This is a genomic window from Actinomadura macra NBRC 14102 (assembly GCF_001552215.1).
In the GTDB taxonomy this organism is placed as follows: Bacteria; Actinomycetota; Actinomycetes; order Streptosporangiales; family Streptosporangiaceae; genus Spirillospora; species Spirillospora macra.
In genome coordinates, this window is record NZ_BCQT01000018.1 from 312,920 (window position 1) to 325,980 (window position 13,061).

General features: G+C 71.2%; 12 protein-coding genes and 1 pseudogene. 7 read left to right on the top strand and 6 right to left on the bottom strand.

Annotated features, from left to right (window positions below):
* Positions 1 to 51: 51 nt before the first annotated feature.
* The 7 genes from AMA02S_RS29075 to AMA02S_RS29105 are packed head-to-tail and all read left to right on the top strand — an operon-like array spanning position 52 to position 7,697.
* The gene (locus tag AMA02S_RS29075) at positions 52 to 1,143 is read left to right on the top strand and encodes a sugar phosphate isomerase/epimerase family protein (protein WP_067464198.1); all 1,092 of its coding nucleotides are present in this window, start codon (positions 52 to 54) and stop codon (positions 1,141 to 1,143) included.
* The gene (locus tag AMA02S_RS29080; protein ID WP_067464201.1) at positions 1,131 to 2,333 is read left to right on the top strand and encodes a M24 family metallopeptidase; all 1,203 of its coding nucleotides are present in this window, start codon (positions 1,131 to 1,133) and stop codon (positions 2,331 to 2,333) included. Before AMA02S_RS29075 ends, AMA02S_RS29080 begins: the two co-directional genes overlap by 13 nt.
* A gap of 29 nt (positions 2,334 to 2,362) precedes the next feature.
* Positions 2,363 to 3,478, top strand: coding sequence for an ABC transporter substrate-binding protein (locus AMA02S_RS29085; RefSeq protein WP_067464205.1), 1,116 nt, complete (start codon positions 2,363 to 2,365; stop codon positions 3,476 to 3,478).
* On the top strand, positions 3,475 to 4,317 hold the full coding sequence (locus AMA02S_RS29090; protein ID WP_218005149.1) for an ABC transporter ATP-binding protein: 843 nt from the start codon (positions 3,475 to 3,477) through the stop codon (positions 4,315 to 4,317). The genes AMA02S_RS29085 and AMA02S_RS29090 overlap by 4 nt, the downstream gene beginning before the upstream one ends.
* On the top strand, positions 4,314 to 5,060 hold the full coding sequence (locus AMA02S_RS29095) for an ABC transporter permease (RefSeq protein WP_067464208.1): 747 nt from the start codon (positions 4,314 to 4,316) through the stop codon (positions 5,058 to 5,060). The genes AMA02S_RS29090 and AMA02S_RS29095 overlap by 4 nt, the downstream gene beginning before the upstream one ends.
* Positions 5,061 to 5,070: 10 nt before the next feature.
* Positions 5,071 to 5,835 (top strand): ABC transporter permease, encoded by a 765-nt coding sequence (locus tag AMA02S_RS29100; RefSeq protein ID WP_084265714.1) that lies wholly within the window; start codon positions 5,071 to 5,073, stop codon positions 5,833 to 5,835.
* Between the two features lie 11 nt (positions 5,836 to 5,846).
* Positions 5,847 to 7,697: a 2-oxo-4-hydroxy-4-carboxy-5-ureidoimidazoline decarboxylase gene (locus tag AMA02S_RS29105; RefSeq protein ID WP_067464211.1), complete on the top strand. Its 1,851-nt coding sequence runs from the start codon at positions 5,847 to 5,849 to the stop codon at positions 7,695 to 7,697.
* A gap of 30 nt (positions 7,698 to 7,727) precedes the next feature.
* On the opposite strand, the gene AMA02S_RS29110 is transcribed toward AMA02S_RS29105, so the two are convergent.
* The 6 genes and pseudogenes from AMA02S_RS29110 to AMA02S_RS29130 all read right to left on the bottom strand — a co-directional run bounded on the left by AMA02S_RS29110 (position 7,728) and on the right by AMA02S_RS29130 (position 13,005).
* On the bottom strand, positions 7,728 to 8,483 hold the full coding sequence (locus tag AMA02S_RS29110) for a hypothetical protein (RefSeq protein WP_067464604.1): 756 nt from the start codon (positions 8,481 to 8,483) through the stop codon (positions 7,728 to 7,730).
* A gap of 71 nt (positions 8,484 to 8,554) precedes the next feature.
* A complete protein-coding gene (locus AMA02S_RS29115) occupies positions 8,555 to 9,508 on the bottom strand; it encodes an ATP-binding protein (RefSeq protein WP_245667884.1) in 954 nt (317 codons plus the stop codon).
* A gap of 156 nt (positions 9,509 to 9,664) precedes the next feature.
* A pseudogene (locus tag AMA02S_RS45130) lies at positions 9,665 to 9,844 on the bottom strand (helix-turn-helix domain-containing protein); the annotation flags it as partial.
* A 252-nt stretch (positions 9,845 to 10,096) separates the two neighbouring features.
* Positions 10,097 to 11,110: a TauD/TfdA family dioxygenase gene (locus tag AMA02S_RS29120; protein ID WP_218005150.1), complete on the bottom strand. Its 1,014-nt coding sequence runs from the start codon at positions 11,108 to 11,110 to the stop codon at positions 10,097 to 10,099.
* A gap of 18 nt (positions 11,111 to 11,128) precedes the next feature.
* Positions 11,129 to 11,938 carry an SDR family NAD(P)-dependent oxidoreductase gene (locus AMA02S_RS29125; RefSeq protein ID WP_067464221.1) on the bottom strand — a complete coding sequence of 270 codons (810 nt, stop codon included), beginning with the start codon at positions 11,936 to 11,938 and terminating at the stop codon, positions 11,129 to 11,131.
* 32 nt (positions 11,939 to 11,970) lie between these two features.
* Entirely contained in the window at positions 11,971 to 13,005 is a 1,035-nt protein-coding gene (locus tag AMA02S_RS29130) for a methyltransferase domain-containing protein (RefSeq protein WP_067464225.1), read from the bottom strand.
* Positions 13,006 to 13,061: the final 56 nt, after the last annotated feature.

Genomic DNA, 13,061 nt, shown 5'->3' on the forward strand with positions numbered 1-13,061 from the left:
CCGACTTCAGTCATCACACCGCATCAGCCACCAGAGGAGGACCCCGCTCCCATGCAGGTCGGAATCGACGGACGCAAAGTGCCCGGTGCCGCGGGACGTCCGGCCATCGAGCGGTTGGACCTGGCCAAGGGCCTGGGCCTTGACGGCGTGTTCTACCGGACCGTCTTCGACATGGACCCCGATCTGGACGCCGGCCGGCTGGCCGAGCACCGCCACCACGCCGACGATCTCGGGCTTTACCTTGAGGCCGGGGTGGGCAACGTCAACCCGTACGCGATGGCCGAGCACCCCCATCTACGACGCGCGGGGGACGGCGACACCGTGCTCGGCTTCCGGCGCGCGATCGAAGCGGCGGCCGGGATCGGGTGCCGGGAGCTGTGGGTCGTCACCGGTGGCTTCAAGAACTATCCCGGACGGTTCGCCTACGACCGTTTCCGCACCGACGTCGACTGGCAGGCCCAGCTGGCCGAGACCGCGCGCTTCCTGGAACTGCTCGCGCCGATCTGCCGGGACCACGGCGTCCACCTCAACCTGGAGACGCACGAGGAGATCACCTCCTTCGAGCTGGTCCGGCTGATCGAGCACGTCGGCCCCGACGTCCTCGGCATCACCTTCGACACCACCAACCTCCTGCAACGCGGGGAGAACCCGCTGTCGAGCGCCCGGCGGGTCGCGCCCTACGTGCGCCAGACCCACGTCAAGGACTGCCTCCTCGGCATCGGCGAGGACGGGATGCGGTACCAGCTCCGGCCGGTGGGCAGCGGGGCCCTCGATCTGGAGGCGATCCTCCGGCTGCTCCAGGACGCCGGAGCCCGGCCCAACCTCAGCCTGGAGACCCTCACCTCCGCCGCGGAGTCCGGCGGGGGCGAGGACGGCCTGCACCCGTATCTGCGCCCCCTGACGATCGAGATGTACGACCCGTACTGGCACGCCATGCACCCGGACCTGACGTCCGCCGAATTCGCCACCACCGTCCGGCTCGCCGCGGAGGGCGACCGCCGGGTGGCCGAGGGCGACATCGAATCGATCCCCGCGTTCGCGGCGCGTCCGTTCACCCACGCCGACGCCGTGGCCTTCGTCCAGGCCGGGGCCGCCCACCTGCGCTCGCTCGCGCCCGTCGGGAGTGTGCCATGCACGACGTAGCGGCGGTGGCCGAGGCGTTGCCGGCCCGCTGGGACGAGCTCTGGCAGCGGGCCGGTGACGACGCGCTCGACACGATCGTGGTCCTCGGGGCTCCGGGAGGGCTCGGGCCCTCCGCCGACTCACCCGGCGACGTGCGGTTCCTCACCGGCTGGATGCCGCCCTTCAGCCCGGCCGCCGTCGTGCTCCGCCGTGACCAGCAGCCGGTCGTCCTCGCCATCGGACCGCACGACGCCCGGGGGTTTCGCGCACGGGTGGGCGACACCGCCGACGTCCGGCAGGTCGCCGGGGCGGCGGCGCTCGCCGACGCGGTGACCGGGCTCCTCGGGGGATCACGGACCGGTATCGGCGTCGCCGGGCTGTCGGAGCAGTCCGCGGGCCTGGTCGACGCGCTCCGCGGGCCGCTGGGGGAGCCGCGGCCGGTCGACGAACACGTCCACGCGATGAGGGTGCGCCACTACGGCGACTTCGCGGACCAGGCGGCGACCGTCGCGGCGATCTCCGACGCGATGATCGAGGAGGTCTTCGCCGCGGCCGCCGCGCGCCCCCGTACGGGCGCCGAGCTGATGGTCCTGGCCGAGCAGGTCGGGCGGTCCCGCGGCGCCGAGGCGGCGGGGTGCTGGATCGCGACCGGCCCGACACCGCCCACGACCTACTTCGAGCAGCGGGAGTTGCTCGACGTCCTCGCCGACGGGGATCGCCTCCAGCTCGGGACCACCGTCCGCTACGAGGGCTTCTACGGCCAGAGTCTCAGAATGGCCGTGGTGGGCCGGCCGCCGGCGCTGCTGGAGGAGCATGCCCTCCGCCTCGCGAGCATCCAGGACGAGATCGCCGCGCTGATGCGGCCCGGTGTCCCGCTCGCGGACGTCGCCGCCCGCACGGCCGAACTCGTCGACGACGGGTGCCCCTACCCGGCCGGGGAGGACCCGTTCCGGTTCCAGTTTTGCCATGGGCTGGGGCTCAGCTACACCGAACCTGCCATGCGAGCCGTCAGCGGTGCCGGCCAGGCCGGCCCCCGGTTCGCGGACGCCGTCTTCACCGAAGGCATGGTCGTGGAAGTCCACCCGAACTACTCCGTGCCGGACCTCGGGCACGTGTGCGCCGGGGACATGGCACGGGTGACCTCGACCGGAGCCTCCTGGCTCACCTCATCTCCGCGTGGCCTCGTCCAGCTCGGCACCGGCCCCGGCTAGTCCCACCCCAACCCATGAAGGGTGCCATCATGATCGAAAAGTCACAGATCATTCCTGGTTCGGCCGGCACGGCCCCGGGGGCCCCGGCCCCGTCCCGCCGTGGCTTTCTCAGGGCCGTGGCGGCAGGGTCGCTGGTCGTGGGCGCCGGGTCGCTGGCGGCTGCCTGCGGAGGCGGCTCGACGTCCGGCGGCTCCGGGCCCAAGACCCGGCTCAAGGTCGCCCTCGGGTGGGTGACCAACATCGAGTTCGCCGGGTTCTGGCTGGCCGCCGAGCGGGGCTACTACCGCGACGAGGGCCTCGACGTCGTGTTCAAGGGCGGCGGCACCAACTCCCCGCTCCCGCACGTCCAGCTCGCCTCCGGCGCGGCCGACCTCGCGGTCGACCCGAACATGCGCCAGGTGCTCGAAGTGATCGGCAAGGGCAACGACCTGGTGATGCTCGGCGCCCAGTTCCAGACCGACCCCAACGGCCTGCTCTCGCTGTCCAAGCGTCCGCTGACCAAGGCGAGCGACCTGCCCGGCCTGCGGATCCTCAGCCAGCAGGGCACCCAGCCGCTGCTGGAGGGCCTCTACAAGGCGAACAACCTCAAGCCGGACTTCAAGTTCATCCCGACTGGGTTCGACCCCGGTGCGCTGGTTCAGGGCAAGGGCGACGCCTACAACTGCTTCGTGACCAACCAGCCCATCACTCTTGAGACCAAGTTCGGCCTCCAGCGTGGCTCGGGCTACGAGGTCGTGACCTTCGGCGCGCTGGGCTGTCCGGCATACGCCAACATCATCTCGTGTAAGCGCTCCATGGTGGCGCAGCGTCGCGATGTCGTCGTGAAGTTCATGCGGGCCTCCGCCCGCGGCTGGCAGGACAACCTGGCCGACCCCGACGCCGCGGTGAAGCTCGTGATGCAGAAGTACGGCGTCGACCTCGGTCTCAACGAGAAGCAGCAGACCCGCGCGAACCAGCTACAGACACCGCTGACCGAGAGCGGGCTGACCAAGTCCAAGGGGATGCTGCGCATCGATCCGGAGGTCATGAAGACCCAGATGTACTCCTGGCTCCGGCTGGCCGGCGCGACACAGCTACCGGACGTTGGCAAGGTCATCGAAACCTCGGTTCTGGACGAGGTTTTCAAGAACGGACCCCGGCTTTGAGCGGCGCCGTGGTCGACAACGGGCGCCCACCCAGGGAAGGGCAGGAGAAGCCGGCCGCGGACCGCGCCGCGGTGGAGCTCCGCGGGGTCGCCAAGGAGTTCACCCTGTCGCGCCGGCGCGAGCCCCTGCGCGTCCTGGACGGAATCGACCTGACCATCGCGCGCGGTGAGTTCGTCGCCCTTCTCGGGCCGTCGGGCTGCGGCAAGTCGACGGTGCTGCGAATGATCGCCGGATTGGAGGCCCCCACCGCCGGCTCCGTCCAGGTCGAGGGCGGCGCCCCGTCCGCGTTGATCGCCCAGCACCGCCTCGGCGTCGCGTTCCAGGATTCCGCGCTGCTGCCGTGGGCGAGCGCCTGGGACAACATCGCGCTGCCGTTCCGGCTGGCCGGCCGTCCGGTGCCCGAGCAGCGGATCCGCTCCCTGCTGGAGACGGTCGGGCTGGAGGGTTTCGCCCGGGCACGTCCGAAGCAGCTGTCCGGGGGGATGCGGCAACGGATCTCGATCGCCAGGTCCATGGCGCTGGACCCGGACGTGCTGTTGCTGGACGAGCCGTTCGGCGCGCTGGACGCCGTCACCCGCCGCCGGCTCAACCTCGAACTCGGGGCCGTGTGGGCGGAGCAGCGCACCACCACCGTGCTGGTGACCCACGACGTGGCCGAGGCCGTCCTGCTCGCCGACCGGGTGGTGGTGATGACCGGCCGTCCGGGCTCGCTCGCCCACGTCGAGCTGATCCCGGCACCGCGCCCGCGCGGGGAGGACTTCACCCGCAGCCACGCGTTCCACGAGGTCGTCGACCGGCTCGTCTCGTTGCTCGACGACCCCTCCGGCGGCCGGCAATGATCACCGCGCGCAGACTGGGCACCAGCGTCCTGGGCGTCGCCCTCCTGCTCGGCCTGTTCGAGCTGGTCGGGCGCACCGGGGCGGCCGGCGAGACCTGGCCGCCGCTGTCCTCGGTCCTGACCTTCAGCACCGGTGAGCCGGGCCGGGTGATCCTCACCCGCGCGGTCAAGGCGACCGTGGCCGAAGCCTTCGCGGGGCTCGCCATCGGCGTCCTCGCCGGGGTCGTCGCCGCGGGCCTGGGCCTCGTGGTCCCGTGGCTGCGGACCGGCATGAACCAGCTGGCGATCCTGCTCAGCACGCTGCCGCTGATCGCGCTCGGCCCGGTCCTGGTCAACACGGTCGGCAACGAGCGGACACCGGCGGTGATCGCGGCGCTCGGCTCGGGCTTCGCGGTCTTCGTCGCGATGTCCTCCGCCTTCTCGCGCCCGGCGACGAACCTGGACGACCTGTTCGAGGTCCTCGGCGCCTCGCGGACGAGCACCATGGTGCGGCTGCGCGCCCCGGCCGCCGTCCCGGCCTTCTTCGACGGGCTGGCGCTGGCCGCCCCGGCGGCGCTGCTCGGCGCCGTCGTGGGGGAGTGGTTCGGGGCCCCGCGCGGCATCGGCCTCCTGCTGGTGAGCTCGATGCAGAACTTCGAGATCGTCCAGTTGTGGGCGGCCGCGCTGTGCATCTCGATCGTGTCCCTGGCCGTCTACGGGGCGTTGACCGGCATCCGCCGGGCCTCGGTCCGCCGATTCACCTGAGGAGGACCTCGTGAACCACGCGCGCACCCCGCAGATCCTGCTGCGTTCCCTCCAGGTCGCATGGCCGACCGTCCTCCTCATCGGCGGATGGGCGCTGTGGGTCAGGGTGAACGGCTACACCGAGCTCGTGGCCCCGATGCCCCAGAGCGTGGCCGCGGACATCGTCACGCACTCGGGCGCCTATCTCGGACCGGTGCTCACCACGACCTGGACGGCCTTGGCCGGCCTGGTCATCGGGACGCTCGTGGGAAGCGTCCTCGCCATCCTGGTCTGGTCCTCGCGGATCCTGACCGCGGTGCTGACCCCGGCGGCGGTGCTGATGCGATCGGTGCCGGTGGTGGCGATCGTGCCGGTCATGATCGGGCTGCTGGGCACCGGGAAGCCCGCGGTGGTCGCCATCACCGTGGTGGTGACCTTCTTCCCGGCGTTCAGCCTGGTCGCCTCCGGCCTGAGATCACCGTCGGTGAGCACCCAGGACGTCTTCGCGGTGCTCGGTGCGTCGAAGCGGGCCACCCTGGTCCGCCTGCTGATCCCGTGCGCGGTGCCGAACGCGCTGGTGGCCGTCCGCATCGCCGCTCCCAGCACGATCCTGTCGGCGATGCTCGCCGAGTTCCTCATCGGCAAGAGCGGTCTCGGGTTCATGTTCGTCGACTCCGTGTCGTACTCGAACTACGCCCGCGCGTGGGGGACGGGTGTGGTCGCCACGGCGCTCGCGGTCGTGGCGTTCGTCGCCGCGACCCGGCTGGAGCGCCGGACCCTGGACCGGGTGACCTGAGCCCGGCGGCAATGACCTTCACTGGAGACGAGTACATGCACGACGACCGTGCCTGGGACGTGGACGGCGCGTTCCGGGTCAGCCCGTTCAACATCCGGCCCGAGCTCCACGAGGGGTACGACTGGCCCGACCCGTTCACCCTCATCGACAGCACCCTGCGCAAGACGCTGTTCACGGCCGGCACCGTTACCAGCATCGACGGGTTCCTGCGCATCGCCGAACAGCTCGCGCTGGCCGGGGTGCGGCACGAATGCCTGAACGTCGACTGGACCGGCGCCACCACGCCGCCCGAACGCCAGCTCGAACTGGTCCGGGCGATCGGCTCCCGCGACTTCGGGTTCAGCCTGAACGTGTTCGCCGACACGCTGCTGTCCGACGGGGTGCACGCCCCGCCGGTCGGCATGCGCGAGACCGCCGAGCTGCTCGTCGACCTCGGCGCCGACACCCTGGCCCCGGGGATCGTCCCGGCGGCCGACGCGGACGCCCGCGCCCGTCAGATGGACGAGCTGGAGGCGCTCTTCGACGTGGCCCGCGGCCTGGGCGTGGGGGTGACGATCACCGTGGCGCAGGTGGGCCTGCGCGACCTGGACGAGATGGTGTCCGCGGCCAACCGCGCGATCGAACTCGGAGCCCTGCGGATCGACCTGATGGACTCGGTGAGCAGCCTCGGCCCGGAGGCGATGAAGTCGTTCGTCCGGGCGTTCCGCGACGGGCTGGTGGCCCCCGTGCCGCTGACCATGCACACCCACGACGACTTCGGCCTCGCCACGGCCTGCACCATCGCGGCCGCGACGGCGGGCGCGTCCCCCGACGTCGCCGCCGGCGGCGTGTCGTACCGGTGCGGCTTCGCGGCGATGGAGGAGGTGACGCTCGCCCTTGAGACCCTCTACGGCGTGCGCACCGGCATCGACCTGTCGGCGCTCACCCGGCTCGCGCGGACGGTGGCCGAGGAGTCGGGCCTGCCCATCCCGCCGCTCAAGCCGGTCGTCGGACGGTACGCCTACCTGCGCCACATGCCCCGCGACGTCGCCGCCGCGCTGCGCGACGGGCCGGACGCCTTCCCGCCGCCCTCGTCCTGTGTGGCCCCCGAGATGGTCGGCGGGCGGCTGGAGTGGGTGTGGGACAGCCTCGGCACCGACGACATGGCCGCGGCTCTGGCGCAGGCCCGCGGCGAGACGCTCAGCGCCGAGGAGACGACCGCCGTCCGGCGGGCCCTCGACGCGGCGGTGGCCGCCATCGAGCGGTACCCGCGGTGGCTGGAGCCCGAGCGCGTGACCGAGATCGTCGACCAGACGCTCGCCGACCTGCGCGGCCGGGGGACCGTGGTCCCGACCGGCATGACCGAGCCCGCCGTCGAGGCCGGGGTGGCGGCGTTCGACGCGCTCGACGCACGCCGGGCCGCCGAGCTGGCGTACGCCTGCTGTTGCTGGGCGCCGTGGGCGGACCGCCTGACCACCGGCCGGCCGTACCGCACCTGGGACGCTCTGGACGAGGCTGCCTGCAAGGGCCTGGCATCCCTGGACGAGGACTCGCTCGCGACGCTCATCGACAAGCACCCGCCGATCGGAACCGACACGGGAAACGCGGACCTCGCGGCGACCTTCTCCACGCTCGAACAGTCCTCGCTCGGGACGTCCCCTACGGTGCAGCGCGAGATGGCCCGCCTCAACGACGACTACCGGGCCCGCTTCGGGTTCACCTACCTGGTCGCCTCCGAGGGGCGCAGCGGCGACGATCTCGTCGCGGACATTCGGCGGCGCATGGAGAACTCCCGGTCGCAGGAGCTGTCCGTGGCCCGCGCGGAACTGACCGCGATCGTCCGAACACGGCTCCGCCGCACGGCCGCGGTAACCGCCCCCTGACCCCGCCGCTCCGGGGCGCGGGTTCACGGGTCATTTCGCGGACGGGCGGCCGGCGATCAGGTCGCCGACCACGGTGCCGAGCCGCTCGATGGGGCGCCGGTACCGGCGTTCACGGGCCTGGGCGCGGCGCTCCTTGCGGGAACCCGCGGGGTAGCGGCGGCGGGCCCAGAGCGAGTCGGGGCGGGCGAGCCGGACGGCGCCGACGAGCGCCAGTATCCCGATGAAGAGCCCGATCAAGCCCGTCCAGATCTTTCCCTTGAGAAGGGCCACCACGGACACGCACAGGTCGAACAGGAGTACGAAGACGATGTTCCACAAGCCGCCGCCGGAGGATCCCCCTTCTTCGACGAGATCGTCCACCCCGAGCGGCCGAAGGCCCAGCAGCAGCAACCCGCAGAGCGCGACCATGATGAACACGACCTCGACCGATAGCCTGCCCTGCTCGCTCCAGTAGACGTCCTCCAGGTGCAGTACCAGGGCGAACTCGTCCAGGACCAGGGCCGTGCCCACCCCGAAGAGAGCGGCGGTGGCCGCTGCCCAGCCGGACGATCCGTCGGTGACGGCCAGGCCGCCGACGCCCCCCACGCACATGAACACCAGGCCGAACACCACGTGATGGACATGCCGGCCTCCGGGCGCGACGTTGCCCGGCCACCAGCGCACCTGCCGGCGGATCATCCGCACGCTGAACCGGATGAACACGAACCCGGCGATGAACGCGACGAAGAAGCAGAACAACCTGAGCCGACCGGTGTCGGCGATTTCTCGTGCGAACCACTGCCCCACGTTCAGCACCCCCCGGGGGGATACCTTCCCTGCCCTGACCCCCTGCCACCTCCGCGTTTCCGGGTCGGGGGTCAGCGGCAGTCGTGGGTGAGGGCGCGATCGATCCAGGGGGTCCGCCTCATCGACGTGCCGGTGCGGCCGTTCGGGGACGGCCGCTCGCCGACCATGGTGACGATCTCGCGGACGTAGCCGAGCAGCCGGTAGGAGTAGCGCGGCCCGCGCTGCACCTGGACCAGTGACGAGTCGACCAGAGTGGACAGCCGGCCGACGAGGTCGGGGATGGGCGCGTCCCCCCGGTCGCACACGCTTTCGGCGTCTTCGATGGTGAACACGCCGCTGAGTGCCGCGAGCCGGTGGAGCACCGCCCGGGATTCCTCTTCCAGCAGGTCATAGCTCCATTCGACGCTGTTGGTGAGAGTGCGCTGGTGGGGCAGGCCGGTCGGCCTGGTCTGATCGATGATCTGGGAGATGGTCTCGTCCCGGAGCAGCCTGGCCAGGGAGATCGACCGCAGCCGCATGGCGGCCAGCTCGATGGCGAACGGGATGCCGTCGAGCCGCTCGCACAGTCTCCGGATGGGGCCGAGCTGGCCGGTGAGGTCGAGGGTGGGGCAGGCGGACCGGGCCCGGCGCAGGAACAGCTCCACCGCGTCGGGCCGCTCGTCGCCGGTGACCGCGAGTGGCGTGACCTCCCACGAGCAGGCGAAGGGCGCCGATATCGGGCGCCGCGAGGTGACGACCAGGCTGAGCCCCGGGCATCCGGCCAGCAGCGGCCGGGCCAGCTCGGTCAGCGTCTCGGTCACATGCTCGGCATTGTCGATGACCAGCAGCATCCGCCGGTCGTCCTTCCCCGTGGACTCGGGCGCAGGCCCGATGGCGGTCTGGACGGCGTGCCACAGCTCGTTCAGGCTGCAGTCGGGCGCCTTCCTCTCCGGTGGCAGATCGCCCACCTCGAGGATCGCGACGCCGTCGCGGAAGGCCGCGGACGCCTGGTCCGCGGCCGCCAGCGCCAGCCTGGTCTTCCCCACGCCGCCCGGCCCCGTGAGGACGACGCATCTCTCGTGCCAGAGCAGTTCGTTGATCTGACGGAGGTCGGCTGCGCGACCGACGAGCGGCTCGGCGTCACCGCGGGGTCCGGCCCACGGCCCCGGCCGGTCCCGCGCCCATTCGGTCGCGCCCGCGGCGGTGAAAGCGGCGAGCAGCAGCTCAATCGACGCACGCCGAGGGTTCTTGATCAGACCTCTCTCCAGATTCCTGATGGTGCGTACGCTGACCGTCGACCGTTCCGCCAGTTCCTCCTGAGACCATCCGGCGTTCCGACGCTGAGTGACAAGATATTCACTAAGACTGCTTTCGTGTATCAAGGAAGAGCGCCCCCTTAGCTATCGCCGCTTCCTATTCGTCGGGAATGCTCGGGTGGATGGGTGCTGTGCGCCGTCGATGCGCATCTGTAGAAGAAGATAGGGCTGCGGGTTACAGGTGATGTCCTTTCACGCTGTGTAGTCCTGCCTGGAAATTCGCAATTCGGCCGCGTTGATCCCCGCGGCGGCGGGGCGGATCGGACGGGGCGCCGTCCACATGTGGTCGGCGCCGCCCAGGTCCGCCGAAGCGGCCCGCTACAGCACGATCCTGCCGCCCGGCCGCGTGCTGTCGCCCGCCCACCGGCGCCTGCCCCGGCTGACGATGAGTTTGCGCAGCCACCGGTCGGTGCCGTCGTACCGCGCGGTGAAGGACTCGCGTGCGTGCGCCGCGATGTGGTTGTCCAGTACCAGCAGGGTGCCCTGGTCAAGGACGACGGGCCGCCGGACGCGTTCCAGTTCGGCATGCAAGGCGTCCAGGGCCCTTTCGGCAGCGGGATCGTCCCCCGCGCAGCTCATGTACGGCGCGTCCAGCCGGATGTACGGGTTGGACGGCGAACCGAAGAGCACCGGAACCGGGCGCGGCCGGTCGCGCGCCTCAAGCGCGCGCAGCAACGCCGGGTCGTCGGGGGCCCGCAGTTCGAGCTGCCTGATGTGCTCCTCGTCCGGGACGATGTGGAACCGGGCCTCCGCCAGGAGCCGGCGGTGCTCGTCGTCGAGCGACACATCGCGTGCCGAGGAGATGTAGGTGGGGATGCGCTCCTCGTTGCGGATACCGAAGAGGAGCAGGTAGTCGCAGGAGTCCGGGCGGAAGGCGTCGTCGGTGTGGAAAAGGAGGAACGCCTCGCTGCCGTGCCCGCTCATCCGCTGCTCGTCCCCCTTCACCGGGAAGACGTCCTGGAGCAGGCGGCCGAACTGGAGCGTCGCCCAGGAGAACGGCTCGCCCAGCGCCAGGCCGCACAGCGCCATGTAGAGGTCGGACTCGATCGTCGAGCCGTATCCCTCGGGGCGTTCCCAGTGCTCCGGGGTGGGGCCGGCGACCGCGTCGTCGACCGGGAATCCGTGCACCAGGCAGGCCGCCGACGGTTCGTTGCGCCGGAAGTCGTCGAGGAGACGCCGGAGGTTGCCCGGCAGCAGGGACGGCCCGTCCCAGTGCCGCTCATAGAACTCGGGCTCGACGGGCGAGAGCGCGCTCGCCCGCAGCCCGGCCAGAGCAGCCCGCAGGTCGGTCACTTCCTGGGGGTTCAACGTGTACTCGAGTGTCGGTGACATGGTCATCGCTTCTGTCCGTTATCGGAGTGATGGGTCGAGTCGTCCGCGTGGGTCACGCCGGGCCGTGCCCGCCGGCGGGGATTCCGCGCGCCCGGTGCCGCCGGTGCCGTGGTCGGACGTCGTGCCGCCGGCGATCTCGCCGCCGTCGAGGACGAGCTCCTGGCCCGTCATGTAGCGCGCCTCGGGGGAGGCCAGGTAGAAGAAGGCGTCCGCGATCTCTTCGGGGGCGGCGTGCCGGCGCGACGGGATGCGCGCGTCGATGTCCGCCAGCATCTCCGGCGTGTACTCCGCGAGCTGCATCGGGGTCAGCACCGCACCGGGGGTCACGCAGGCCGCGCGGACCGTCGGGCTCAGCTCCAGCGCGAAGGTGCGGCACAGCGCCGCGATGCCGGCCTTCGCCGCGTTGTAGTCGGCGTAGTACGGGAATCCGCGGTGGCCGTTGATCGACCCGGTCGCCAGCAGCACGCCGCCGCTCGCGGACATCATGGAGCGGGCGGCGCAGCGCCACATCCCGAGGACCCCGAGCAGGTTGACGTCGATCACGCGGCGCGCGTCGGTCTCGGTGAGTTCGAGCACACCGTGCGGGACGCTGATACCGGCGTTCGCGATCGCCACGTCGATCCGCTCCCGCTCGCGGTGGACGATGGCGAAGGCCGCCTCCACCGCAGTCCAGTCGGCGACGTCCGCCTCCAGCCACATGATGCCTTCCGCCCGTCCCTCCGGCGGCCGGACGTCGAGGTTGTAGACATGGTCGCCCGCGCGTCGGAACCGCTCCGCGGTCGCCTGCCCGATGCCCCGCGACGCCCCCGAGATGACGATCGTCCGCATGCTTGATGTCCCATCAGGTCATGCCCGTCCCGTCAGGGGCGGGCGAGGAGGAAGCCGATCTCGAAGCCGGTGGAGTCGACGCGGGGATCGGTGGTGGCGCGCGTGGCGGTCAGGCCGGCCCGGGTGAACAGCCGGCTCCACCAGTCGCCGGTCTCCAGGCGCTGCTCGGTGATGGTGTGGATGAGGAAATACGGGTTGTAGAAGGCCTGTGCCATTCCATGCGTCCCCATGAGCGGGGAGGTGGGCTGGTGGTCCATTTCCACGACGACCCAGCGCGTGCTGGGAAAGGCGTCGAAGGTCGCGGTCAGCAGGTCCAGGACGGCCTGTTCGCCGTCCTGTTCGAGCATCTCCTGCAGGACGAAGGCCGTCATGAAGGCCGTGCCCCGCCCACCGTCCGGCAGGTCGAGCTTGGCGACGTCGGCGGCAGTGGCCGTCACGAAATCCAGACGTTCGGTGAGGCCGTGCTCGGTTCGCAGTTCCAGAGCGCGCTCCACGCTGGCCGGGTTCGGCTCGACACCGATGCCCCGGAGCCCGGGACGGCGGTCGAGGATCTCGATCAGGAAGGCGCCGTCGCCGCAGCCGAGGTCCACCAGCGTGCTGGGGTCGGTGCCGGCGGTGTCGAGAAGGTGCAGGGCGAGCGGCAGCGTGTCGGTCACGCCGATGCCGCAACTGCCCGCACCCACCTGGAGCGTGTCGCGGTCGGCGTACCCGGCGCCGGCCCTCAGCACGTCGCTGAGCTGCTGGAACGTGATGCCGTAGCCGCCCACGAGCATCTGGTACCAGGGCGCGAAGGTGGGCAGCCCCCGGCCCTTGCCGGTCAGCGTCCAGCCCTCGTCGTCGAGCACGTAGTTCTCGTTCTCCAGGTAGGTCAGCAGCGCTCCGAGGCGGCGGGCGTCGAGGCCGAGACGGTAGGCGAGCGAGATCGTGTCCGTCCCCGGCTCCTCGGCGAGCGCGGCGAAGACGCCGAGCTGCAGGGAGTGATGCAGGACGTTCGCGAGGAAGAACTGCCGGATCGGCTGGATGTGCTCGATCGCGCGGCGTTCGTAGTCAGGTGGTGGTCTCTTCATGGCGTGCGCCTCCCGTTTGGATTTCCCGACCTTTTCGGGACCGTGGGTGAATCGGA